Genomic DNA, 22,425 nt, shown 5'->3' on the forward strand with positions numbered 1-22,425 from the left:
GGTATGATTACAATTATTCCAAAGGATTCTATATGGGTTTATTTACAGAATTAGAGATAGATTTTGATTTAGAAATTGTTGAAGACTTTGTCTCCCACTATGGAATAATGTGTGAAACTATGGAACCACTCATTATAGGACTTGGAAATAAAGATAATTATGAAAGAAATATTGGAGAACTTTTTAGGATATTTCATAACTTAAAATCAGCAGCTGGTTTTTTAAAATTAGACCCTATCATCAAATTAGCAACACTTTGTGAAGATGTAGCGGAAGAAGCAAGGATTATAGAAGGTCCTGCAAGTGAAGAGTTTATAGATTGGCTTCTTTTGGTAAGCGACCAGTTTAATAAGTACAGAGAAGACATTGAAGAAGATGCTGAGTATTTTAGTATGTTAAATCCTCTAATCATAAAAGTTCCAATACATTTACAAAGGTATGATGATAAATGAAAAAATTAGTAGCATATATAACAGCTGGATTTCCAGATAATAACTTTACTATAGATTTGGCTTTAGCATTAAAAGAAGCAGGTGTTGATTCTTTGGAACTTGGAATTCCTTTTTCAGATCCAGTTGCAGATGGACCGATTATCGAAGAAGCAAATTTAAGAGCTTTAGAAAATGGTTTCAAGATAGATGATTTACTTGATATTTCAAAAAAAGTAGCTCCAGTTATAGATACTTTATGGATGGGATATTTTAATCCATTTTACAACAAAGGATTGCCTTTTTTTACTGATAGAGCACAAGAGTATGGTGTAAGTGGATTTATAATCCCTGATTTGCCTTATGAAGAAACAAAACTATATAGACCTCTTATGGATAAAGCTAATTTATCTCTTATATCCTTTGTAGCTCCTACATGTAGTGATGCAAGGATAGAAGAAATTGTAAAAGATAGTAAAAAATTTATCTACCTTGTAGCATATGCAGGTATTACAGGAAGTGGTGCAAGTGAAAATTTGGACACTACTATTAAATCCATAAGAAGACATACAAATACCCCAGTTTATGTTGGATTTGGGGTAGATGAAAACACTGCAAAAGATAAAGCAAAAGGTGTAGATGGAGTGATTGTTGGGAGTGCATTTGTAAAGATACTATTGGATGATTCTTTAAAATACACTCAAAAACTAAGCTTGATTGCTAAAAAAGCAAAAAATATAAAAGAGATTATAAACGAGGTTTAAAAACTATTAGGAGTCTTGGAAGTAGCAACAATGCTCCAAGAAGTGCAAAAAACATAGCAATGACAGTTAATAATCCAAAATAAATTGTAGGTAAAAAGTTAGAAAGCACAAGGACACAAAAGCCTAAGATTATGGCAAAAGAGGTGTAATACATAGCATAGCCTATACTTTCGTGAGATCTTTTCATGGCATTTGTAAAATTATTATCTACTTTTAATTCTTCATAAAATCTATGTATGTAGTGGATTGTATCATCAACTCCAATTCCCATACTAATTGCAGCAATTGTTATGGTCATCATATCAAGTGGTATCTCAAACCAGCCCATAAAACCAAATATAACTCCTATACTAAGAGTATTTGTAGTAATTGCAATTAGAGCAATTTTAAATGATTTAAAAGTAATCCAAAACATCATAAAAAGTAAAATTAAAACAAATCCCAATGTAATGATTTGAGATTTAAAGAGAGATTGGAGCATATTGTTATACAAAATCATCAGATTAGTTTGTCTAAAAGTTGCAGTTTTAGGATCTATGATTTTTGCTAAATCTTTGTTTATCTCTTTTATTAGTTTGTCTCTTCTTAGCTTTGGATTTGAATCAATTATTCTAGTTGAAAATCTGATTTTATTTTTATATATGTTTATATAGGGTTCTAGTACAATTTTCCTAAACTTTTGAGGCAATTTGTTGTATATAAGAGCTAAGCTAAAACTATCTAATTCTTTATTTTTATTAAGTTTTCTTCCTATCTCAAGAAGCGTAGCAAATGATTGAACTTTGCCGATTTCATCTTTACTCTCAAGATAGTTATGAACCTTTTTTATAAGCTCAATTTTGTTTGGAGTAAACCAGTATTGGTTTTTATCTTTTGTCTCATCAAATTCATCATCAAAATCAGAAAATTCATCATCTGATGAAGAAGCTTTTGTTTGCTTTTTTTCTTCTTTAAATTCTACTACGATATCAAGGGGTGTAGTTCCTCCCAATTTTTCATCTATAACTTTCATTCCCTTGTAAATTTCAGTAGAACTTACAAAGTAGTTTATAAAACTATTTTCTACGATTAGTTTTTTAGCACCACTTACACTAAATATCGCTATGAAAATGGAAATCAAGATGATTAAATTCCCTCTTTTTTCTACCAAGTTAGCAAACACTTTAGTAGGGCTAAATTTTTCTTCTAATTTTGTATAAGGTTTTGAAATGTCAAGTTTTAAAAGTATTGTAGGAAAAAGTATAAAAGAAAGCATTAATGATATTGCGATCCCAGCACTCATCATCCAGCCAAGGTTTATAACTGGGAGGATATTTGAAAACATTAGTGAACTAAAACCGATGATGGTTGTTAGAACTGCAAAAAATGATGGAGATATTTTAGATAACACAGTTTGAAGAACTAACTCTTTTTGTGAAGCATTTGGCATAATTTGAACTAGTTCTCTATATCTAACAACAAGATGAAGTACAATTGAAAGAGTAATGATAAGCTGAAGAGAGATAAAATTTGATGATATTACCGTAACTTCCCAACCAAATAGCCCTAAAAGTCCAGAAGTTGCAACGATTGATACAAGAGAGATAAAAATCGGTATGACAACCCATCTTAATTCTCTAAATACAAACCATAAAACAAAAGCTAAAAGCAAACTAAGTGAAGTTCCAAAGATGATTAGGTCATTTTTCACAAAAGTAACCAAATCATCACTAATCATATTTACTCCACCCAAAAAGAGTTTTCCTTTGTTTTTATACTTTTCTATGATAGCTCTGGTTTTTGCGATAAATTGATGGTTTTTTTCTCTATTTAAATCTCTTAATTCTTTATATTTTGGATTTTTTTTGTCTATGATTTTTTCAGGCTTTAGATTTATGATAATTGCAGTTGTTTTAAAATCTTTACTAACTAAACTATCGCTATAAAGAGGATTTGTTAAAAACTCTTTTTTAAGTATCTCTTTTGATATATTTGAATCACTTAAAGTTGGTATTTTATCTAGCAATTCTTGAAGCTCAATGTTTGAGCTGTATAAAATAGGAACATTTAAAATTGAAGTTATACTCTGCACTTTTGAGAGTTTTAAAAGCTCATTGCTTAAATTTTTGATTGCTTTTAAAGTATCATTTGATAACAATTCATTTTTTGGGCTAAAAGCTATGATTAAAAAATCATTTGTTTTAAAATCTTTATTTGTCAATCTTGAGTAAAGTAAATCAGAATCATTTTCTAAGATGATTGTATCACTAGATGCATCAATCTCTAATTTTGTAGCAAAATATCCTAGTATTATTATAAAAACAAGTAAAAATGAAAGTACAACTTTAGGATATTTTAGTATATAATCTAAATATATTTTCTTTATCATTTAAGTTTGTCTAAAAGAGCTGTAAAAGTTGCATTTTTTAGAGTATCTGCAAATTGAACTCGATATGATTGTATGATGCTAACGCCTATAATATTTACATCATATATTTTCCAATCACCTGTTTTTTTTCTATAAAACTTATAAGTTATTTCATATTTATCTTTATTGCTTACAAGCTGGGTTATTAGCCAAAGCCTATTTTTTTTGACCTCTTTTAAATCTAGTATTTTTATTTTCTCATCTGTATAAAGATTTAATTTATCCATATATGAATGTTTTAAATGTTTTTCAAATTTTTTTGTAAATTCTTTTTTTTGCTCACTCGTTAAATTGTTCCAATTTGTTTTTCCAAGACTAAGTCTTGCCATCAAATCATAATCAAATACTTCATCTAAAAGATTAAAAATCTTATTTGCTTTTTGTTCAATTGATAAGTCTTTTTCATTTCTAAGTATGCTTGTTGCTTGGTCTATCTTACTTGTCATACTAGGTATAATTTCTTCTTTTTGAAGCGCAAAAAGAGAGCTTGTTAAAAGACATATTATTAAAATTATATTTTTCATTTTATTCCTTGATTAGTTTGTTTCTTCTTTGTTCATAAGCACTTTTAAGCAAAGGGTATAGGTCGATTGAGCTTTTCCTTATAGCTTCATACTCTTTTACATGTAAAGAGTAGTTATTGATAGTTTTTCCACCTTGAAGCAAGTAGTAGTTAAGGTCATCATCTAAATTACTTATTTCATTGTTTCGTGCGTAATTTAGTGGGCTTATAAATGTATCACCTACAATTCCAACAACATCTCTTAAATTAGAAGGACCAAGTAGTGGGAGTACTATGTGAGGACCACTTCCTACACCATAAAATCCTAAAGTTTGTCCAAAGTCTTCATTGTGAGCTTCTAGTTTTCCTTCACTTTTTGCAACATCTAACAGTCCTGCTACTCCAAAAGTAGAGTTTATCAAAAATCTTGCACTCTCTTCAAAACTATTTTTAAATTTTAACTGTAAAAGGTTATTTGCAAGTCTTATTGGAAAGAAAAGGTTTTCAAAAAAATTAGATATGCTAGTTCTAACAGGTTTTGCAACTACTTTTGCATAATTTTTAGCAATTGGCCCCATGATATTTGTGTACATGTAGTCATTAAAATCTGTCATAACTACATTATAACTTTTTAGTGGATCATACTCTTTTTGAGTATTTATAGCACCAAACTCATCGCTAAAATCATCTTCACTTACAGCAGAAAAAAGTAGCGAAAAACCAAAAACAAGAACAAGTAAAAATCGCATATAATAAAACCTTAAATGATTAGTAAACATTAAAGTGTTATTATATTGTTAGTTTTATTTAATAAAGGTTAAATAAATAATTATGGTGGAGTTGTGGGGAATCGAACCCCAGTCCAAAAGTAGCCACTTATGACGTCTACATGCTTAGATATGATTGTTTAAATTTAACTTCTACCTTGCACAACCAACAAAGCTTAGTAGAAGCGAGTCTTTAAACTTCGCTTTAGCCCAAGACATTGCTAAAGTATATCTATCATAGCTATTATACTTCCAAAATCACCCTTAGATAGAATTGAGTGTGGAAGCAGTCCTAAGTTTAGTTAAACTTACGCTACAGCGTAAGCAGGACGATAGTTACTGTTGTTAGCAGTTATTTGTTTAAGGGTTGTCTAACGCAAGACCCTTACTCGCGACATGCAGCCATAAGCTAAAAACTACTCCTGTCGAAGCCAAGTCAACCCCGTTTGTAAGTAGACAGCAATTATATCTAAAATTTCATAAATTTTATCTTTTTAAAATTTTTTCTATGTTAGAGTAAAGAAAAATTATGGAGTTGTTTTTTGAAAAATATCGTTTTTTTATTTATTACTATCTTTTTAACAGGTTGTATTAGTACAAATCAAAAAGTTGTGTATGAAGAGTACAAAGCTACTAAACAAGTAAAATATACTAAAAAAGTTGATACAAAAAAACAAGTTACAGTAAAAAAAGAGATAAAAGAGCAAAAAATTTTTATCCCCAAAAGTGGAATTATAAAAGGGGTTGTTAAGAAAATAAACTTTGATACAAAATATAGATATGAAATAAGAGGAAAAGACATATCAAATGGAAAACTACCATATGCAGTTGTGTTTAGTAACAAAAAACTTTTTTCTTTGAATGATGAAGTATATGTTATCTTTGAAAATTTAAAAATCAAAGAATTTTACATGCTAAAAAAAGCAAATAAAATAAAAAAACAAAAAATTAAAAAAGCAAAAAAAGTTTTTCGCTCAAAACAAATTGTAAAAAAAGAGCCAAAAAAAGATATTATAAAAGGCAAAAAGCATCAAATCTTAGCAGTTCCAACCAGTGAATCAATAGAGTTAGATTAGTTTTTTTAGCCTTATCGTAAAAATAGCACCATTTTTGCCATTTTTTACATTTAAAATTCCACCCATACTTTTTTCAACAATGAGTTTTGACATGTAAAGTCCTATACCTGTTCCACCACTTTCTTCTTTGGTAGTAAAGTAGGGTTCAAAAATCTTTTCGGTGGGTTCTACTTTGATTCCTCCTGCATTGTCTTTGATTTGAAGGTATAAAAAACTATCATCTACATGTAAAGAAATATCTATTAAGGCATCTTCTACTTTTTCACTGACTAGAGCATGTTTTGAATTTGTTATGATATTTAAAAGAACTTGTTCAAATTCGCTTTTATGTCCAAAAGTTTTAATCTCTTTTGGGATGTTTATATTTACTTTTATATTTTTGTTTTTTATTGTCGTACCAATTATGTTCATAACTGATTGGACTGTATCTAATATATAAAATTCTTTTTTATCTCGTTTTGGCATAAAAAATTCTCTAAAATCATCTATAGTTTTAGACATAAACTCCAATATATTCTCAGCCTCTTTAGTTTTTTGATTCATTGTAGAAGAATCTAGTTTTCCAAGATTGTATTTGAATTTTAAAGTCATTAGGATTGCTGAGAGTTCTGAGAGTGGTTGCCTCCACTGATGAGCAATATTACTTATCATTTCTCCTAGAGATATAAACTTTGATTTTTGTATAAGAAGTTGTTCTTGATCTCTACTTTTTTGGATTTCACTATGAATTCTGTTTTCAAGATTTTTATTTAATTCTTTTAATTCTTCTGTTTTTTGTTTTACTTGTAAATTGTAGCTGTTTAAGTATTTTTCTATTTGTTTGCCAAGAAAAATTGCAAATGCATTTGCTACCAAAGAAAAAAGCAAAAAAATCACAATAGCAGAAGTAACTTCGATTTGCATTGTTCTTTTTAGTTCATTTTTTCTATATTCTATTTGTGAATCTATATCATCAAGATATGCACCAGCTGCTATAACCCAGTCCCACTGTGGAAATAGTCTAAAGTAAGATACTTTTGGTCTAACATCACTAGAGCCTGGTTTTTTATACATGTAAGTAACAAATGAACTTCCTTCTTCGTTTATGTCTCTTAAAAATATTTTACGAAATTTTTTACCATTTGCATCTTCATACTCATCTGATATCAGTTTGCCTTCTAAATCAGGTCTATTGGGATTTATTAAAAGTCTAGCAAAGTTTTTACCTCCACTAAAATTTTTGATTTCGTAAACAAATATATAATTTTTTTTATCTTTTCCAAATCTAATGCTTCTAATCCAGTCTTTTAATTCTTCTTTATAAGCCTCTTCAATGCTCGCATCTTCTATATTGCTAAATTGTGCCCTTTTATATCTGATAAGATCGATTATAGCATCAACCTCTCTTTTTATTAGACTCTTTTGTGATTTTATAAAGTTTTCTCTACTTTGAGCAATCCCTCTATCTAATATGTCGTATTGTTTTTTTATGAAATAGTATCCATTAAATATCATCAGAGTTGTGATAATGATCATGGTGCTAAGAATGATAATATTTGAAATATTGTTTTCTTTGATAATTTTCAAATTTAACCTCATTTTAAAAACATTTGAATATTATACATTATTGGATGAGGATATACAAATGAATAAAAATGTGATAGAACAATTAAATAACTACAACATACTATATGCAGAAGATGATGCAGGTGTTAGAAAAAATGTCTCTGAGATGCTATCTTTGCTTTTCAAAGAAGTATACATTGCAAAAGATGGTCAAGAAGCGTATGAGCTTTTTTTAGAAAATGATGTAGATATTGTTATAACTGATATAAAAATGCCATATATTGATGGTATAGAATTAGCCAAAAAAATAAGAAAAGAAAATGAAAATGTAGCTATCATTATAGTTTCAGCATATACAGAGGTTGATTATATGCTAGAAGCCATTGATTTATCACTTATCAAATACATAGTTAAGCCTATCACAGAAACAAAGCTTCTTGAAGCCCTTGAAAAATTTTTAAATTTACAAAAAAGTAGTGGCATAACTTTTTTATGTGAAGGGTGGATCTATGACAGCTCAAAACAGGTTATTATTCATGATGATGAAATTTATGAGCTAACCAAAAGAGAATCCAAACTGCTAGAACTTTTACTATCCAAAAAATCTATTTTAACGTATGAAGAGATAGAAATGGAACTTTGGAAAAATGAGTATATGAGTCTAAACGCTCTTAGATTGCTTATGAAAAACTTTAGAAAGAAACTTCCAGAGGGATATTTAAAAAATATACAAGGAGTAGGTTACAAATTGTAACTCCTTTTAATTTTAAATGTAACTTTTTGAACAAATTACACACTTTGACATAATTTATACATACCTTTTTTTTATACTGCTAGTAGATTTAAACTAAAGGAGTTAAAATGACAAAGTTTTTAAAAGTTGCAGTAGCATCTGCATTAATGGTTTCAGCGAGTGTTGCAGCTGATTACACTATCAAGTTTTCTCACGTTGTTAGTGCAAATACACCAAAAGGTAAAGCAGCTGACTTTTTTGCAAAAAGAGTTGGTGAGTTAACTGCTGGTAAAGTAGAAGTAAAAGTTTTCCCAAGTTCTCAGCTATATACTGATAAAGCTGTAATGAAAGCTTTAAAACTAGGAAATGTTCAAATGGCAGCTCCAAGTTTTTCAAAGTTTACAAGTTTAGTTCCTCAACTTCAACTTTTTGATTTACCATTTTTATTTAGAGATGTAGACCATGTTCATGCAGTAATGGATGGCGAAGTTGGTCAAAAACTAAAAGACTTAGTAACAAAAAAAGGATTCGTTGCACTTGATTATTGGGATAATGGATTCAAACATTTATCTTCAAACAAAAAAGCACTTATTAGACCAGAAGATGCAAAAGGACAAAAATTTAGAATTATGAGTTCTAAAGTTATTGAGTCTCAATTCTTAGCAGTTGGTGCAAACCCACAAGTTTTACCGTTTTCAGAGGTTTACTCAGCACTTCAACAAGGTGTTGTTGATGCAGCAGAAAATCCACTTTCAAATTTCTATACTAAAAAGTTTTATGAAGTACAAACTGACTTAACACTTTCATCTCATGGATACTTAGGATACTTAGTTGTTATGAGTAAGAGATTTTGGAATAAATTGCCAGATGATTTAAAACCAAAAATCAAACAAGCTATGAGAGAAGCAACTGAGCTTAACAGAAAACTAGCAGCTGAGTTAGAAGCAGATTACTTAGCAAAAATCAAAGATTATGCAAATAAAACAGGAAAATTAAAAATCCATACTTTAACTCCAGAGCAAAAAGCAGCTTGGAAAAAAGCAACAAGTGTAATCTATAAAGATTTCTACAAAGTAATAGGTGAAGATTTAATCAAAAAAGCTGAAAAATAAAGCTAAAAAAGGTCTGTGATGGGGAAATTTTTTAAAATTCTAGACATAGGGGTAGCAGCCATCAATAAAAATATGTCAGTTATTGGCATAACCCTAGGCGTTCTTCTCGCCTTTGTTAATGTTGTGTTACGTTATGTGTTCAATAGTAGTTTTACTTGGGTTGGAGAATTAACTATTTACCTTTTTATGTGGGGCGCACTTTTTGGTGCGGCCTACGGGTTTAAAAAAGGTATTCATATACAAGTTACGATTCTCTTAGCAAAAATGCCACCAGCTTTAGGTAAAGCATTTTTGATTTTTTCTCATACTTTATCTTTTATCTATCTTGCTGCTATGAGTTACTTTGGCTATCAGCTAGTACTTTTAATAGCAGATTTTGGAGAGATGAGTGTGGATCTTAATATCCCTATGTGGATACCAAATCTAGTTCTTCCTATAGCCTTTGGTGCAGCTGCTTTTAGAGCAGGTGAAAAGGTTTATGAAGTATCAATTACTGATGCCGAGGATGTACTAAGAAGTAGTGAAGAAGAAATGATTCACGATTTAACTGAGTTTGAAGGAGCAGAAAAATGATTATGATGTTAACTCTTTTTGGTCTGCTCTTTGGTCTTATGTTAATAGGTGTTCCAGTAGCAGTTAGTCTTGGAACTAGTACAATGCTTACATCTTTGATGTTTACAGACATTGATCTTATGGGAGTTCCTCAAAAAGTTTTTGATGGATTGGATCACTACTCTTTGATGGCAATTCCTATGTTTATCTTAGCGGGTGCATTTTTATCAAAAGGAAGTGCTTCAACTAGGATTATTGATTTTGCAAAATCAATAGTTGGGCATTTGCCTGGAGGTTTGCCAATATCAGCGATTTTTGCAAGTATCATTTTTGCTGCAGTTTCAGGAAGCTCACCAGCTACTGTTGTTGCAATTGGCTCAATCATGTATGGAGCAATCAAAGCAGATGGTTATCCTACCAAATACGCCATAGGAACAATCGCAACAGCAGGAAGCTTAGGGATTCTTATACCTCCTTCAATCGTGTTTATTGTTTATGGTGTTACAGCAGAGCAATCAATCGGAAAACTATTTATGGCTGGAGTCATGCCTGGGTTATTGATTGGTTTTATGATGATGGCAGTAACCTACATCGGGGCAGTTAGGTTAGGTAGAAAAAGAACCAAAATGGCTCCGATAAAAGAGATAATGATAAAATTCAAAGATGCTTTTTGGGCATTGATGTTAATTGTTCTAGTTATCGGTGGAATCTATGGAGGTTTATTTACTCCAACAGAAGCAGGTGCTGCAAGTGCTGTTTATGCTTTTGTAATCTCAGTTTTTGTTTATAAAGATTTAAAATTAAGCAAGATTTATCCAATCATCCTAGAAGCAGCGATGACAAGCTCTATGATCTTTTTTATCATTGCAAATGCTATGATATTCTCTCACTTCTTAACTGATGAGAGTATACCTCAGTTCATTACGCAACTTATAGTTGATGCAAATGTAGGGCATGTTATGTTCCTAGTAATAGTAAATATACTATTATTCTTGATGGGACAGTTTATGGAGCCAAGCTCAATCGTTATGATTACAGTTCCACTGCTCCTTCCAATAGCAATGACTTTAGGAGTAGATCCAATTCACTTTGGTGTTGTAATGGTTGTAAATATGGAGCTAGGTATGATAACCCCGCCAGTGGGACTAAATCTCTTTGTGGCAAGTGGTATAACAGGCCTTAGCCTAAAAGAAGTCATCATAGCCTCACTCCCATGGAGTTTAACAATCCTATTTGGATTACTACTTATAACTTATATCCCAGAGATATCTCTGTGGCTACCAAATATGATGTTTGGTCAATAATACTTCATTCTACATGTAAAGATTTTTCTTTACATGTAGAAGTTTTAAAAGTTTACAAGATAAATTAGGACTTCTTTCAGGTTATGCCATTTAAATTGACAAACTATATATTTTTATATATAATTAAATATATATTTAATTATGGAGAAAAATATGGTTACTTATGCAAAAAATGAAATGGTTGGCATAACAGAGTTTGGAAAAAGTTTAGGTAAATACCTCGATAAAGTAACTTCTAACTCTTTATCTAAGATAGCTATTATTAGAAGAAATAAGCCAGAAGCTGTAATAATACCAATAGAAGAGTACGAAAATCTTCAAAAAGCATATGAAATTTTAGAACAAAAAGAAATCGAACAAATACTAAATAATAGAACAGATGAAGAAAAAGAAATATCACATGAAAAAATAATTTCATTAGATATTTAAGATGAAAAAAAATATAAAACTTATATATCTAAAAAAGGCTACAAAATTTTTAAGTAAAAACGCATATGTAATAGCCGAAAAAGAAGTTTTATAATAAAGAGCTAAATATTGATTTTAAACAAATGAAAGGAAATATTAGCGATATTTACAGAATAAGAAAAGGAAATGTAAGAATTCTAGTAAAGGTAGTAGATAAAGAAGTAATTATAGAAGCCATCATAGAAGATATAGGTTTTAGAGGAGATATTTACAAAAAGTTTAAAGTTTAGCCCTGACCCCTTTTACTTAAGTTTTCAAAGAAACTTTGCTACGCAATCGCTATTCGCTAGTTTTCAGAGAAACTTTGCTTTAATAGAGATTTTTTATATTTTTTACTTTAAGGTATATTTTAGTATAATACTGTATTACAAAATACAGGAGTTTGTTATGACGGCTACAGTAAGATTGGATAAACATTTAGAAGATAAACTAAAAATGTTAGTAAAAACGCTAAACAAAAAAAAGAGTGATGTCATAAGAGAAGCTATTGAAGCTTACGCTAACAATGTAAATAAAACAAAAGAAAAAAGAATGTTAGATGCAGTAGAAAGAACAAAACGAGTAGATGAAAAAGAATCAGTTTTGCTAGAAGGAACACTTGATGATGGTTTCTAAAGGTGAAATTTGGCTTGCAAATTTAAATCCCACTAAAAAATCAAATGAAGTTGGCAAAACAAGACCTGTATTGATTTTTCAAAATAACATTTTAAACAAAAGTACTTATCCCACAACTATTATAATCCCTCTGTCAACTTCTCTTATTGATGATGCAAAACCTCTTAGGTATAGAATTAATAAAAGAGAAAAATTAGAAAAAGATTCAGATTTATTAATCGCACAAATAAGATCAGTTGATAACAGTAGATTTATAGAAAAACTAGCAACATTAAATGAACAAGAATTGTATCAAATCAAAACTTTATTAGATGACATCATAGATTGATTCGGAAATATCAGAAAAGATTTACAAAAGTTTAAAGTTTTCACAGAAACTTCGTTTTGCAATGACCCCTTTTAAGCAAATAAAGTAAAAAATATTTATTTATAAATAAATTAAATTAAAATAATTTATTTAAGTTAATATTTATTGACATTAATCTTTCATTTTGGTAAACTTTTTTAAATTTTTTAGGAGGAATTCATGAAATTAACTAAAATTAGTTTGGCTGTTGTTTCAGTTTTGGCACTTGGTTCTAGTTCTTTTGCTTCAGATAATCTTGTTGATGCATTTAAAAATGGTAAGGTAAAGGGCGAATTAAAAGCTTACTATTTTGATAGAGATAAAGGAGCTAGTGAAGCTGATATCGTTACTACTGGTGTTATGCTAAACTATGTAACTGGCTCATTTAAGGGATTTAAATTTGGTGCAACTTTCCAATCTTCTGCATCACCATTTGCAAATAGTGATGCTAAAAATGTTTTTAAGAAAGATATGTATGGCTCAGGTGCAGTACTTTCTGAAGGATACTTAGCATATACTATGGGCAAAACAACTGCTAAAGTAGGTCGTCAGTTTATCAAAACTCCATTAGTTGCTGGTAGTGGTTCAAGATTGATTAAAGAATCTTTTGAGGGCGCTGTTTTAGTAAATAAAGATATTCCAAAAACTACATTAATAGCTGCTTATGTAGATAAATACCAATCTAGAACAGACTTAAGTGGAAATATAGCAGTATTTGAAGATGTGTATGATGATGGTGCTTATACTTTAGCAGTTATCAATAAATCTTTCCCTGGATTAACTCTAATAGGTCAATATGCAGATGCAACTGATACTGTTAAATTAGTATATCTAGAAGGAAAATATGCAGGAAAAGAAGATTCATTTTCTTATAACTTAGCAGCTCAATACAATGATACAAATTATGATGCAGCTACATCAAAAGATTCAAATTTTTACGCTCTAAAAGCTGGTGTAGGAATGGGCGGACTTAAGGCTTATGTAGCTTACTCAAAAACAAATGACGATAATGCTGCCGTAGCTGGTGTAGGAAAAGGTCCTTATGGTACATACTATACAAAATCTTTGATAGGTTCAAGTGTTGGTATTGTGAACAAAGCTGGAGCTGAAGCTTATGCTATAGATGCAAACTATGCAATAAAAGGTGCTAAAGTTGGTGCAAGGTATATTTCACTAGAAGCAAATGCAGGATATGAAGAGACTAGATACAATCTATATGGTTCATATAAATTCACTGGTGCACTAAAAGGCCTCAAAACAGATTTGATTTATGAAGACCAAGGAAAAGATGCAGATTTGCAAGAACTTTGGTTTAAAGCAACTTATAAGTTCTAATGCAAAATTAGGGCTATATCTTAGCCCTAATTCGATAAATAAGTTACATTTACCGCTCATTTACTCTTTTTTGTAACAATATCGTAACTTTTTTTACTTTTTTTCTCTTTTTTATTGATTTCTTCAAAACTTTGTGATACAATCTTTTCGTAAATTAAATTTCTTAAGGAGAAAATATGAAATTAGCTAAACTTAGCTTGGCAGCTATCATGGCAGTTGGCGCAATAAGCGCTGCAAACGCAACTTCACTAGAAGATTCAATCAAAGGTGTAAATTTAAGCGGGTATGCACACTACAGATTACATGATGCATCAGGTGCTGAAGCATACAGTGAAATCGAATTAAGAGCACAATTAACTGCTCCAGTTCAAGAAAATATTCAGTTTGTAACAAGATTTACAGCTGATTGGAGTACTCCAATGAATGGAACTTCAGGAGCGGCTGACCCATGGGTAGATAGACTATTTTTTAACTATACAGGATTTGACAAAACTACAGTTACTTTAGGTAGAATGTATGCTGGTACTCCACTAGATGATACTGCTGCTCTTGGTCTTAAAGTTGTTAGTTCACCTGTAAAAGGTTTAACTCTTGCAGCTGCATATTTTACAGATAACTCAGCAGTAACAAATGCTTTAACTGCGGTAGCTGGTATCTATGCAAATGACATGTTTAATGCTAGAGCATGGTATGTAATGGCTGATCCAGAAAATAGTAGTGCAAATAATGGTGCAGATTTTATTTTCGTAGAAGGTGGAGCAAATGTTGGACCAGTGGCTCTTAAAGCTCAGTATGCTCAAGCAAATCCTGATGGAATAGCTCCAACAGCAAGTACAATTCGTGTACAAGCTTCTGCTAAAATGGATGCATTTGGTTTAAGAGTTGGATACGTTACAAATGATAAAGATGCTGGTGATGTTACAATTGACGGTTCAGCAGAAGGCGATAACGATTTAATCTATGGCGGTATCTATGGCCTAGTTCAAATCAATGAAGCTGATGAGAGTGCATACTTTGGTGAAGTATCAGGAAAATTTGGTAAATTTGCTGCAAAAGCTGGTTATGTAAGCTATGACAATGGTACTTATGATGATCAATACTATGGACAAGTTAGTTACCAAATGACTAAGAAGTTCTCAACTTACGTAAGATATGGTTCTGCAGATCCTGTAGCAGCTGGTGCTGATGACAAGACTCTTGCAAGATTCCACGCTCAATATAACTTCTAATTTAATTTAGATTATATTATAAAAAGCCGAGGTTATTTTAACCTTGGCTTTTTTTTTGCCTTTTATTTCCCCAAAGCCCTATATAAAGAAAATCTTGCTATAATCTTCAATCAATAATATGAAGGGAATAATATGTTTAAAATTCTGTTATCATTACTATTTGTTTTTGTTGCTTTTACATATGCTGCTGAAGATAAATATGTATTTGAAGCAAAAGGTGAATTTGCAAAAGAACTAAAGGCCTTAGTTGAGAAATACTCTAAAGAAGGTAAAATTGATGCAAAAGTATATAAAAGAGATGATTCTATTGTAAGCTCAATACTAGGTAGTGGAAGTTATGATATAGATGGCAAAAAATTGTATGAAAAGAAATGTGCATCTTGTCATGGTATGAACGGGGAAGTTGGAGCTGGAGCAGGAAGTAGAATTCTAAAAGACATACCAAAAGAAGATATGATTACTGCTATTTATGCTTATCAAAATGATATGCATTATGGTGGAGCATTAAAATCACTTATGCAGCCAAGTGTTGTTGGCTTAAGTGAAAAGAAAATAATCTCGATATATAATTATTTACATGGAGTTGGTAATGAAAAAAAATCAACGAAAGTAGAAGAAAAAATTGAAGAAAAAAGTAGCTATCTTCAGTAGTTGTTGTAAAGGGTATCAGGTATTTACTTTTAACTAAAAAATGTTATAATCCTACTTAAGGATAAAGTAAATGCCAAGAAAACAGAGAATTAATGAGATAGGTTTTTATCATATTATCAACCGTGGAGTAGAAAGAAGAACTATTTTTATAGATAAAGAGGATTATGAAAAATTCCTCGAAATTGTAGATGAAAGTAGCGAAACTTACTCTTTTAAAGTTTGTTCATTTTGTTTGATGGACAATCACTACCACCTTTTACTCCAAATACAAGAAGAAAATCTGTCTTTGATTATGAGGCAGATAAACTCCAGATATAGTATCTATTTCAATAAAAAATATAAAAGAGTAGGACCTTTGTGGCAAGGTAGGTTTAGATCCTTTTATATATATGATGAAAATTATTTATCTAGTGTAATAAAATATATAGAATACAATCCAATAAAAGCAAAAATAACACAAAATATTGGTCAATATCAGTGGTCAATGAGTAGTAAAAAGATAGCTTATGACTGTTTTGATTTTTCATTAATGGATAACATCGATTTAAAAAGTAAGCCAAATGAAGATGATTTAAAAAAAATAGATGAACTTTTTTCAGCAAAGCTAAAAATCAAAGATAAGAAAGTATTAAAACAATCAAAAAAAGAACTTCATAGTTACTTTGAAGAATACGATAGAGAGTTTGCAATAGCAAATGCCATAAAAGATGGATATCTTCAAACTCAAATTGCAAATTATTTACAACTTTCTGTAGTTTCAATCTCAAAGATTTATAAGAGATACAATGAAAAATCAAAACTATTTGAAAAATTAAAAAAGAAAGGTATTTTTTGGAGCTATAGCAAAGACATTATATATGATAAATCAAGTGAGAGTCTGTTTGTAGAATATCTGTTAAAGTATGGAGATTTTTATGATATAGTTTTAGCATTTAAACTTTTTGGTAAAAGAATTATGAGAAAAATTTGGGAAGAAAAAGTTATGAGTGATCAGAGGTTTATCAAAACAAATCTAATGATTGCAAGAATTTTTTTTGATATGGATGTAGAGAGTGACTACTTTAAGGGACTTAAAAATGCTAGATTTGAAAAACTCAGATTTCTTGCTTCCTAATACAACAAAAATTTTACATAAACTTAGTGATGATTGTCCTTTTTTGCATAAGTATGTTCTTGTTGGAGGCTCAGCACTTGCTTTACATTTAAAACACAGAAAAAGTGAAGATTTAGATTTTTTTACTTATGAAGATAGTTTTGACAAAGAAGAAATTTACAAATATATAAAAAATTTTAAAACTAGTGAAATAATAAATCAATCAAATGAACAGATTGATCTACTACTAAATGGAGTTAAGGTAACTTTTTTTAATGCCAAATGGGATTTTTTGAAGCCAAATACGATAAAAAAATTTAATTTATCCTCCATAGCATCAATATCTGCAATGAAAGTTAATGTTTTGTTTTTAAGGGCTAAATATAGAGATTATTATGATTTGTACTTTTTGGTAAAAGAGCTAGGTATACAATTTATCTTTGATAAAAGTATAAAAATTTTAGATGGATTAACACTGAAGCTTTTTTTAGCATCTCTTTTGTATATTGATGATATAGAAGATGACAACATAGATTATCTTTATCCAGAAGAAAAAATAACAAAAAAAGAAATTAGGGATTTTTTTCAAAATGAGATAAAAAAACTACAATAAACTATTGTTACAATTAACCACAATCATTAAAAAAAACAAATTTTGTCACTAAAAATATGCTAAATTTAAAGATAATTTTAGTATTATCTACCATCATATAAAATAATGAAGGAGTCTATATGAAAAGATTAGCTATATTAGCTACTTCTGTTGCATTGGTTGCGTCTAGTGCAATGGCTAAGGAGATAAAAGTTGGGGCTGTTATGCCTATGAGTGGTCCGCTTGCGGCTTATGGTCAAACAACTTATGATGGAGTTGTATTGGCAAATAAACTTCAGCCAAAACTTAAAAACGGCGACACTGTTAAGTTGGTACTAGTTGATAACAAGGGTGATAAAGTTGAAACTGCAACTGCGACAACTAGACTTATTACTTCAGATAATGTTGTAGCAATCCTAGGAGCACTTACAAGTACAAATACTGCTCAAACTATAGCAGTTGCTGAAAAGAAAAAAATCCCTGTTATTGCTTCAGTTGCAACAAATGATAAATTGACTGCAAAGAGAAACTTCGCAAACCGTGTTTGTTTTATGGACTCTTTTCAAGGTGAAGTTATAGCAAACTATGCTTATAAAGATTTAGGTTTAAAAACAGCTGTTGTTATAGTTGACCAAGCTCAAGTTTATTCACTAGGACTTGCAAAAGCATTCCAAAAAGCTTTCAAAAAAGCTGGTGGAAAGATAGTTAAAAAGATTAAAATAACTTCAGGTGACAAAGATTTTAAAGCTGTGGTTTCTCAAATCAAAACATTAAATCCTGATTTTATGTTCTTACCACTTTACCATCCAGAAGCTTCTATGATAGCTCGTCAAGCTAAGCAAGTTGGTTTAAATCAACCAATGTTCTCAGGAGATGGTGTTGCAAATCAAACTTTTATTGATTTAGGTGGAAAAGCAGTTGAAGGTTACATGTATACAGATTTCTTTGATTACTCTGCACCTCCAACACAAAAATCAAAAGATTTTATAGCTTCATACGCAAAAGAAACTGGTAAGAAAGAGTTACCATCTTTTACTGCACTTGGAGCTGATACTTACTTTGTTTTAGTAAATGCAATGAATCAATGTGATGATCCAACTGATAGCATTTGTATCAATGAGAAAATCAAATCAACAAAAGGTTTTGAGGGAGTTTCAGGAGTTATCAATATAGATAAATCAGGTAACGCTACTCGTTCAGCAGTAATTAAAACTATCAATAATGGAAAAGCTGTATATAAAGCTACAGTAAACCCATAATTAAAAAGGAGGCAAATCTTGCCTCCTAAAATTCCCCAATCTTATACATGTAAAAATTGCGAATTTTTATTTTTATAAGATATGCAATAATTGAAGGATAGGTATTAATGGATTTTACAGTATTTATGCAACAAATGGTCAACGGCTTTAGCCTTGGCAGTATGTATGCTTTAATCGCTATTGGTTACACAATGGTATATGGAGTTTTAAGACTCATAAACTTTGCTCACGGCGATATTATGATGGTAGGTGCCTTTTTGGGTTATTTAGGAATTGCAGTGCTAAATCTTCCTTTTGCAGCAACAGTTTTACTAGCTGTTTTAGGCTCAGCAGCTCTAGGGATGCTAACAGATAAGATAGCTTATAAGCCACTTCGCTCGGCTCCTAAAATTTCACTTTTAATAACAGCAATCGGTATAAGCTTTTTTCTTGAAAATGTTATCAATGTCTTTTTTGGAGGAGTTCCAAGACCATTTCCAGTTCCAGCTTATATGGAAAACATTATAAGTGTTTTTGGATTGACTTTTCCAGTTTCAGCTCTTATGGTGCCAATTATAACCTTGGTTTTATTAGTAGCTATACTTTGGGTACTTTTTAAAACAAAATATGGTATGGCAATTAGAGCACTTGCTTTTGATGTCAATACAGTTAATCTAATGGGAATAGATGCCAATAAAATCATCATGATAGTTTTTGGAATAGGCTCAGCTCTTGCGGCAATTGGCGGTATATTTTGGGCAGTTAATTACCCATCGGTTGAACCTATGATGGGAGTATTGATAGGTCTTAAAGCATTTGCAGCAGCTGTTGTTGGTGGTATAGGAAGCGTTGCGGGAGCAGTTGTTGGTGGATTTATCATAGGATTTACTGAAGTTGTAGTTATCGCTTTTTTACCTGAACTTGGTGGTTACAAAGATGCTTTTGCATTTGTATTTTTGATTTTAGTTTTACTTTTTAAACCAACTGGAATTTTGGGTTACGATTTTGAAAAGAGTAGGTTTTAATATGAGTTTAGTTATAAGAAAAGATCAATGGATAAATTTAGGATTAGTAGCAACAACACTTTGGTTTATGTGGTTTGCTTCTACTCACTTTGATGAGTATACAGTTAGGATTTTAAATAATATTGCTATTTTTATAATATTGGCAGTTAGTTATAACCTTATAAATGGGGTTACTGGGCAGTTTTCTTTGGAGCCAAATGGATTTGTTGCAGTTGGAGCATATGTAGCTGCTCTTTTACTTTTAGGTCCAGATGCTAAAGAGTATCAATATGATATTGAAGATCCATATCCATGGGTTTTAATGTTGCATGCAAATTTTATTTGGGCTTTGTTTTTTGCTGGCCTTTTTTCTGCACTTTTGGCCTTAGCACTTTCATTTCCTGTTTTTAGAGTAAGAGGTGATTATCTAGCTATTGTAACGCTTGGATTTGGTTTTATCATCAGAATTATAGCTATCAATAATCCAGAAGTTACAAATGGCTCACTTGGTTTAAATGACATACCAGAGTATTCCAATCTCTACTGGACTGGTGGTATTGCTCTTTTTGCAGTTATTGGGATATTAAATGTTGTTGGCTCAAAGTATGGAAGAGCAATGAAAGCAATCAGAGATGATGAAGATGCTGCGATTGCAATGGGAGTTAATACATTTAAAGTAAAAACTTTAGCATTTTGTACAAGTGCATTTTTTGAAGGAGTTGGAGGAGGTTTACTAGCTGCTCTTCTTACTAGTATTTCACCAGATTTATTTACATTCTTCTTTACTTTCCAACTACTTATCATCATAGTTCTTGGAGGTCTAGGAAGTACGACTGGAGCGATAATTGGTACAGTATTGGTCATTGGTGGAAGTGAATGGATGAGATTTTTAGATGAACCAATGAACTTTGGATTTTTTCAAACTCCAGCGATGCCTGGTATGAGGATGGTTGTATTTTCACTCATACTTATATTTGTAATGCTTTTTGCTAGAGAAGGGATTATGGGAAAAGGTGAACTTACTGACCTCTTTAAAAAAAGGGGTGAAAAATGACACTGCAAGTTAAAAATGTAACGATGAAATTTGGTGGGGTAACTGCCATAAAAGATACTACATTTAGTGTTGAAGCAAAAGAGATATTTGGACTTATTGGGCCAAATGGTGCTGGAAAAACTACAATGTTTAATATCATCACTGGAAATTATATTGCAACTGAAGGAGAAGTATTTTTTAGGCAAGAAAGCCTTAAAGGACTAAAGCCGCATATGATTGTTAGAAAAGGCATAGCAAGAACTTTTCAAAATATCAGACTTTTTTCTTCTATGAGTGTAATGGACAATGTTTTAATTGGCTTTGATTTTCAAGCAAAATACTCATATATGGAGAGTATGTTTAGACTTCCAAGATTTTTTGGAGAAGAAAAAAGAATTAAAAAAAGAGCTATGGAGATACTTGATTATCTTGGAATTGCTGAGTTTGCTGATTATAAGGCGACTGATCTTAGCTACGGTCAACAAAGAAAAGTTGAGATTGCAAGAGCACTTGCTACAAATCCAGAACTATTACTTTTAGATGAACCAGCAGCTGGAATGAATCCAGCTGAAACAAAAGAGCTGGCAGACTTGATATATAAAGCAAGAGATGATTTTGATTTGACGATACTTTTAATAGAGCATGATATGACATTTGTAAATCAGTTATGCGATAAGGTTTTGGTATTAGACTATGGCAAAACCATATTTGAAGGAAAACCAGCAGATGCAATTAAAGATGAAGAAGTTGTTGCAGCTTACTTAGGAGATTTCAGTCATGATTAATGTTAAGGATTTACATGTGTATTATGGTCTTATAGAGGCTGTAAAAGGAATAGATTTTAAAGTAGATGAAGGACAAATTGTTTCACTGATTGGCTCCAATGGTGCTGGAAAGACTTCAACTTTGCAAGCATTATTAAATAGTGTTAAAAGAACAGGAGAAGTTACATTTACAGGATTTAACACAGTAACACATAAAACTCATACTCTAGTTCAAAAAGGGCTTTGTTTAGTTCCTGAGGGAAGAAGAGTTTTTATAAATTTAAGCGTTGAAGAAAATCTTCGAATGGGTGCTTTTAACAATGATGAAGCATATGAGAGATTAAGAGATGTTATGTACAATCTTTTCCCTCGCATAAAAGAAAAAAGAAATCAGATGGCAGGAACACTAAGTGGAGGTGAGCAACAAATGCTTGCGATTAGTAGAGCTTTGATGAGTGAGCCAAAACTTTTGATGCTAGATGAGCCAAGCCTTGGGCTTGCTCCAAAGATTGTTGGAGAAGTTTTTGAGACTATTACTAAACTAAAAGAAGAAGGAATTACAATTCTTTTGGTAGAACAAAATGCTTTTGCTGCACTTAAAATTTCTGATTATGCTTATGTATTAGAAAATGGAAAAATTGCAATGCAAGGAGTTGCCAAAGATATGATTGGCGATGATAACATACGAAAAAAATATCTTGGTGGATAAAAACTAAATATAAATACCTAAGTAATGAAATATTTACTTAGGTATACTTTCTTGACATATATCACTGCTTTACTTAACTCTTTTTAGCTAAAATTTCTCTTGTGTTAATTAAATGTTTAAAAATATAAGTTAGTATTCTTTAGAGTATTATAAAAGGA

25 protein-coding genes and 1 other RNA gene are annotated in these 22,425 nt (G+C 30.8%); 21 read left to right on the plus strand and 5 right to left on the minus strand.

Features of this window, described 5'->3' with window-relative positions; all coding sequences use genetic code 11:
* Window positions 1-32: 32 nt before the first annotated feature.
* Complete coding sequence (locus tag ACKGJI_RS02300) at window positions 33-452, plus strand: Hpt domain-containing protein (RefSeq protein WP_458700950.1); 420 nt, start codon at window positions 33-35, stop codon at window positions 450-452.
* Window positions 449-1,192, plus strand: a complete 744-nt coding sequence (trpA, locus tag ACKGJI_RS02305) for a tryptophan synthase subunit alpha (protein ID WP_458700951.1) — start codon at window positions 449-451, stop codon at window positions 1,190-1,192. Before ACKGJI_RS02300 ends, trpA begins: the two co-directional genes overlap by 4 nt.
* Here the strand turns inward: trpA and ACKGJI_RS02310 are convergent.
* The 4 genes from ACKGJI_RS02310 to ssrA form a co-directional block, all read right to left on the minus strand.
* Window positions 1,176-3,560, minus strand: a complete 2,385-nt coding sequence (locus ACKGJI_RS02310) for an efflux RND transporter permease subunit (RefSeq protein ID WP_458700952.1) — start codon at window positions 3,558-3,560, stop codon at window positions 1,176-1,178. The genes trpA and ACKGJI_RS02310 overlap by 17 nt on opposite strands.
* Entirely contained in the window at window positions 3,557-4,123 is a 567-nt protein-coding gene (locus ACKGJI_RS02315; RefSeq protein ID WP_458700953.1) for a Tgt2/MlaC family protein, read from the minus strand. Before ACKGJI_RS02315 ends, ACKGJI_RS02310 begins: the two co-directional genes overlap by 4 nt.
* A gap of 1 nt (window position 4,124) precedes the next feature.
* Window positions 4,125-4,850 (minus strand): MlaA family lipoprotein, encoded by a 726-nt coding sequence (locus ACKGJI_RS02320; RefSeq protein WP_458700954.1) that lies wholly within the window; start codon window positions 4,848-4,850, stop codon window positions 4,125-4,127.
* Between the two features lie 83 nt (window positions 4,851-4,933).
* Window positions 4,934-5,312: a transfer-messenger RNA gene (gene ssrA, locus ACKGJI_RS02325) on the minus strand.
* Between the two features lie 98 nt (window positions 5,313-5,410).
* On the opposite strand from ssrA, the gene ACKGJI_RS02330 reads away from it, so the two are divergent.
* Window positions 5,411-5,944, plus strand: a complete 534-nt coding sequence (locus ACKGJI_RS02330; protein WP_458700955.1) for a hypothetical protein — start codon at window positions 5,411-5,413, stop codon at window positions 5,942-5,944.
* Here the strand turns inward: ACKGJI_RS02330 and ACKGJI_RS02335 are convergent.
* A complete protein-coding gene (locus ACKGJI_RS02335; protein WP_458700956.1) occupies window positions 5,936-7,510 on the minus strand; it encodes a cache domain-containing protein in 1,575 nt (524 codons plus the stop codon). The two genes, ACKGJI_RS02330 and ACKGJI_RS02335, sit on opposite strands and share 9 nt — an antisense overlap.
* A gap of 58 nt (window positions 7,511-7,568) precedes the next feature.
* Between ACKGJI_RS02335 and ACKGJI_RS02340 the strand changes: the two genes are divergently transcribed.
* The 18 genes from ACKGJI_RS02340 (at window position 7,569) to ACKGJI_RS02425 (ending at window position 22,267) form a co-directional block, all read left to right on the plus strand.
* Window positions 7,569-8,243, plus strand: a complete 675-nt coding sequence (locus ACKGJI_RS02340; RefSeq protein WP_458700957.1) for a response regulator transcription factor — start codon at window positions 7,569-7,571, stop codon at window positions 8,241-8,243.
* Between the two features lie 107 nt (window positions 8,244-8,350).
* Window positions 8,351-9,334, plus strand: coding sequence for a TRAP transporter substrate-binding protein (locus ACKGJI_RS02345; RefSeq protein ID WP_458700958.1), 984 nt, complete (start codon window positions 8,351-8,353; stop codon window positions 9,332-9,334).
* A gap of 18 nt (window positions 9,335-9,352) precedes the next feature.
* Window positions 9,353-9,907: a TRAP transporter small permease gene (locus tag ACKGJI_RS02350; protein WP_458700959.1), complete on the plus strand. Its 555-nt coding sequence runs from the start codon at window positions 9,353-9,355 to the stop codon at window positions 9,905-9,907.
* Entirely contained in the window at window positions 9,907-11,190 is a 1,284-nt protein-coding gene (locus ACKGJI_RS02355; RefSeq protein ID WP_458701683.1) for a TRAP transporter large permease, read from the plus strand. Before ACKGJI_RS02350 ends, ACKGJI_RS02355 begins: the two co-directional genes overlap by 1 nt.
* A 153-nt stretch (window positions 11,191-11,343) precedes the next feature.
* Window positions 11,344-11,619, plus strand: coding sequence for a type II toxin-antitoxin system Phd/YefM family antitoxin (locus tag ACKGJI_RS02360; protein ID WP_458700960.1), 276 nt, complete (start codon window positions 11,344-11,346; stop codon window positions 11,617-11,619).
* A 122-nt stretch (window positions 11,620-11,741) separates the two neighbouring features.
* The gene (locus tag ACKGJI_RS02365; RefSeq protein WP_458700961.1) at window positions 11,742-11,888 is read left to right on the plus strand and encodes a type II toxin-antitoxin system RelE family toxin; all 147 of its coding nucleotides are present in this window, start codon (window positions 11,742-11,744) and stop codon (window positions 11,886-11,888) included.
* A gap of 157 nt (window positions 11,889-12,045) precedes the next feature.
* Entirely contained in the window at window positions 12,046-12,273 is a 228-nt protein-coding gene (locus ACKGJI_RS02370) for a ribbon-helix-helix protein, CopG family (RefSeq protein ID WP_458700962.1), read from the plus strand.
* A complete protein-coding gene (locus ACKGJI_RS02375; protein ID WP_458700963.1) occupies window positions 12,260-12,601 on the plus strand; it encodes a type II toxin-antitoxin system PemK/MazF family toxin in 342 nt (113 codons plus the stop codon). Before ACKGJI_RS02370 ends, ACKGJI_RS02375 begins: the two co-directional genes overlap by 14 nt.
* A 198-nt stretch (window positions 12,602-12,799) precedes the next feature.
* A complete protein-coding gene (locus ACKGJI_RS02380; RefSeq protein WP_458700964.1) occupies window positions 12,800-13,954 on the plus strand; it encodes an OprD family outer membrane porin in 1,155 nt (384 codons plus the stop codon).
* A 176-nt stretch (window positions 13,955-14,130) separates the two neighbouring features.
* Window positions 14,131-15,183 carry a major outer membrane protein gene (locus tag ACKGJI_RS02385; RefSeq protein ID WP_458700965.1) on the plus strand — a complete coding sequence of 351 codons (1,053 nt, stop codon included), beginning with the start codon at window positions 14,131-14,133 and terminating at the stop codon, window positions 15,181-15,183.
* Between the two features lie 132 nt (window positions 15,184-15,315).
* Window positions 15,316-15,834, plus strand: a complete 519-nt coding sequence (locus ACKGJI_RS02390; protein ID WP_458700966.1) for a c-type cytochrome — start codon at window positions 15,316-15,318, stop codon at window positions 15,832-15,834.
* Between the two features lie 70 nt (window positions 15,835-15,904).
* Complete coding sequence (locus ACKGJI_RS02395; protein ID WP_458700967.1) at window positions 15,905-16,948, plus strand: REP-associated tyrosine transposase; 1,044 nt, start codon at window positions 15,905-15,907, stop codon at window positions 16,946-16,948.
* Window positions 16,911-17,540: a nucleotidyl transferase AbiEii/AbiGii toxin family protein gene (locus ACKGJI_RS02400; protein WP_458700968.1), complete on the plus strand. Its 630-nt coding sequence runs from the start codon at window positions 16,911-16,913 to the stop codon at window positions 17,538-17,540. Before ACKGJI_RS02395 ends, ACKGJI_RS02400 begins: the two co-directional genes overlap by 38 nt.
* A 119-nt stretch (window positions 17,541-17,659) precedes the next feature.
* On the plus strand, window positions 17,660-18,778 hold the full coding sequence (locus ACKGJI_RS02405) for an ABC transporter substrate-binding protein (protein ID WP_458700969.1): 1,119 nt from the start codon (window positions 17,660-17,662) through the stop codon (window positions 18,776-18,778).
* A 191-nt stretch (window positions 18,779-18,969) separates the two neighbouring features.
* Window positions 18,970-19,782: a branched-chain amino acid ABC transporter permease gene (locus ACKGJI_RS02410; protein WP_458701684.1), complete on the plus strand. Its 813-nt coding sequence runs from the start codon at window positions 18,970-18,972 to the stop codon at window positions 19,780-19,782.
* A 1-nt stretch (window position 19,783) separates the two neighbouring features.
* On the plus strand, window positions 19,784-20,815 hold the full coding sequence (locus ACKGJI_RS02415; protein ID WP_458700970.1) for a branched-chain amino acid ABC transporter permease: 1,032 nt from the start codon (window positions 19,784-19,786) through the stop codon (window positions 20,813-20,815).
* Window positions 20,812-21,579 (plus strand): ABC transporter ATP-binding protein, encoded by a 768-nt coding sequence (locus ACKGJI_RS02420; protein WP_458700971.1) that lies wholly within the window; start codon window positions 20,812-20,814, stop codon window positions 21,577-21,579. Before ACKGJI_RS02415 ends, ACKGJI_RS02420 begins: the two co-directional genes overlap by 4 nt.
* A complete protein-coding gene (locus ACKGJI_RS02425) occupies window positions 21,572-22,267 on the plus strand; it encodes an ABC transporter ATP-binding protein (protein ID WP_458700972.1) in 696 nt (231 codons plus the stop codon). The genes ACKGJI_RS02420 and ACKGJI_RS02425 overlap by 8 nt, the downstream gene beginning before the upstream one ends.
* The last annotated feature ends 158 nt before the right edge of the window (window positions 22,268-22,425 follow it).

The organism is Sulfurospirillum sp. 1307 (genome assembly GCF_054408545.1).

Coding starts and splice junctions, on each gene's coding strand:
- ACKGJI_RS02300 (WP_458700950.1), top strand. CDS start 33: ATGGGTTTATTTACAGAATTAGAGATAGATTTTGATTTAGAAATTGTT.
- trpA (WP_458700951.1), top strand. CDS start 449: ATGAAAAAATTAGTAGCATATATAACAGCTGGATTTCCAGATAATAAC.
- ACKGJI_RS02310 (WP_458700952.1), bottom strand. CDS start 3,560: ATGATAAAGAAAATATATTTAGATTATATACTAAAATATCCTAAAGTT.
- ACKGJI_RS02315 (WP_458700953.1), bottom strand. CDS start 4,123: ATGAAAAATATAATTTTAATAATATGTCTTTTAACAAGCTCTCTTTTT.
- ACKGJI_RS02320 (WP_458700954.1), bottom strand. CDS start 4,850: ATGCGATTTTTACTTGTTCTTGTTTTTGGTTTTTCGCTACTTTTTTCT.
- ACKGJI_RS02340 (WP_458700957.1), top strand. CDS start 7,569: ATGAATAAAAATGTGATAGAACAATTAAATAACTACAACATACTATAT.
- ACKGJI_RS02345 (WP_458700958.1), top strand. CDS start 8,351: ATGACAAAGTTTTTAAAAGTTGCAGTAGCATCTGCATTAATGGTTTCA.
- ACKGJI_RS02350 (WP_458700959.1), top strand. CDS start 9,353: ATGGGGAAATTTTTTAAAATTCTAGACATAGGGGTAGCAGCCATCAAT.
- ACKGJI_RS02360 (WP_458700960.1), top strand. CDS start 11,344: ATGGTTACTTATGCAAAAAATGAAATGGTTGGCATAACAGAGTTTGGA.
- ACKGJI_RS02365 (WP_458700961.1), top strand. CDS start 11,742: ATGAAAGGAAATATTAGCGATATTTACAGAATAAGAAAAGGAAATGTA.
- ACKGJI_RS02370 (WP_458700962.1), top strand. CDS start 12,046: ATGACGGCTACAGTAAGATTGGATAAACATTTAGAAGATAAACTAAAA.
- ACKGJI_RS02375 (WP_458700963.1), top strand. CDS start 12,260: ATGATGGTTTCTAAAGGTGAAATTTGGCTTGCAAATTTAAATCCCACT.
- ACKGJI_RS02380 (WP_458700964.1), top strand. CDS start 12,800: ATGAAATTAACTAAAATTAGTTTGGCTGTTGTTTCAGTTTTGGCACTT.
- ACKGJI_RS02385 (WP_458700965.1), top strand. CDS start 14,131: ATGAAATTAGCTAAACTTAGCTTGGCAGCTATCATGGCAGTTGGCGCA.
- ACKGJI_RS02390 (WP_458700966.1), top strand. CDS start 15,316: ATGTTTAAAATTCTGTTATCATTACTATTTGTTTTTGTTGCTTTTACA.
- ACKGJI_RS02395 (WP_458700967.1), top strand. CDS start 15,905: ATGCCAAGAAAACAGAGAATTAATGAGATAGGTTTTTATCATATTATC.
- ACKGJI_RS02400 (WP_458700968.1), top strand. CDS start 16,911: ATGCTAGATTTGAAAAACTCAGATTTCTTGCTTCCTAATACAACAAAA.
- ACKGJI_RS02405 (WP_458700969.1), top strand. CDS start 17,660: ATGAAAAGATTAGCTATATTAGCTACTTCTGTTGCATTGGTTGCGTCT.
- ACKGJI_RS02410 (WP_458701684.1), top strand. CDS start 18,970: ATGGTATATGGAGTTTTAAGACTCATAAACTTTGCTCACGGCGATATT.
- ACKGJI_RS02415 (WP_458700970.1), top strand. CDS start 19,784: ATGAGTTTAGTTATAAGAAAAGATCAATGGATAAATTTAGGATTAGTA.
- ACKGJI_RS02420 (WP_458700971.1), top strand. CDS start 20,812: ATGACACTGCAAGTTAAAAATGTAACGATGAAATTTGGTGGGGTAACT.
- ACKGJI_RS02425 (WP_458700972.1), top strand. CDS start 21,572: ATGATTAATGTTAAGGATTTACATGTGTATTATGGTCTTATAGAGGCT.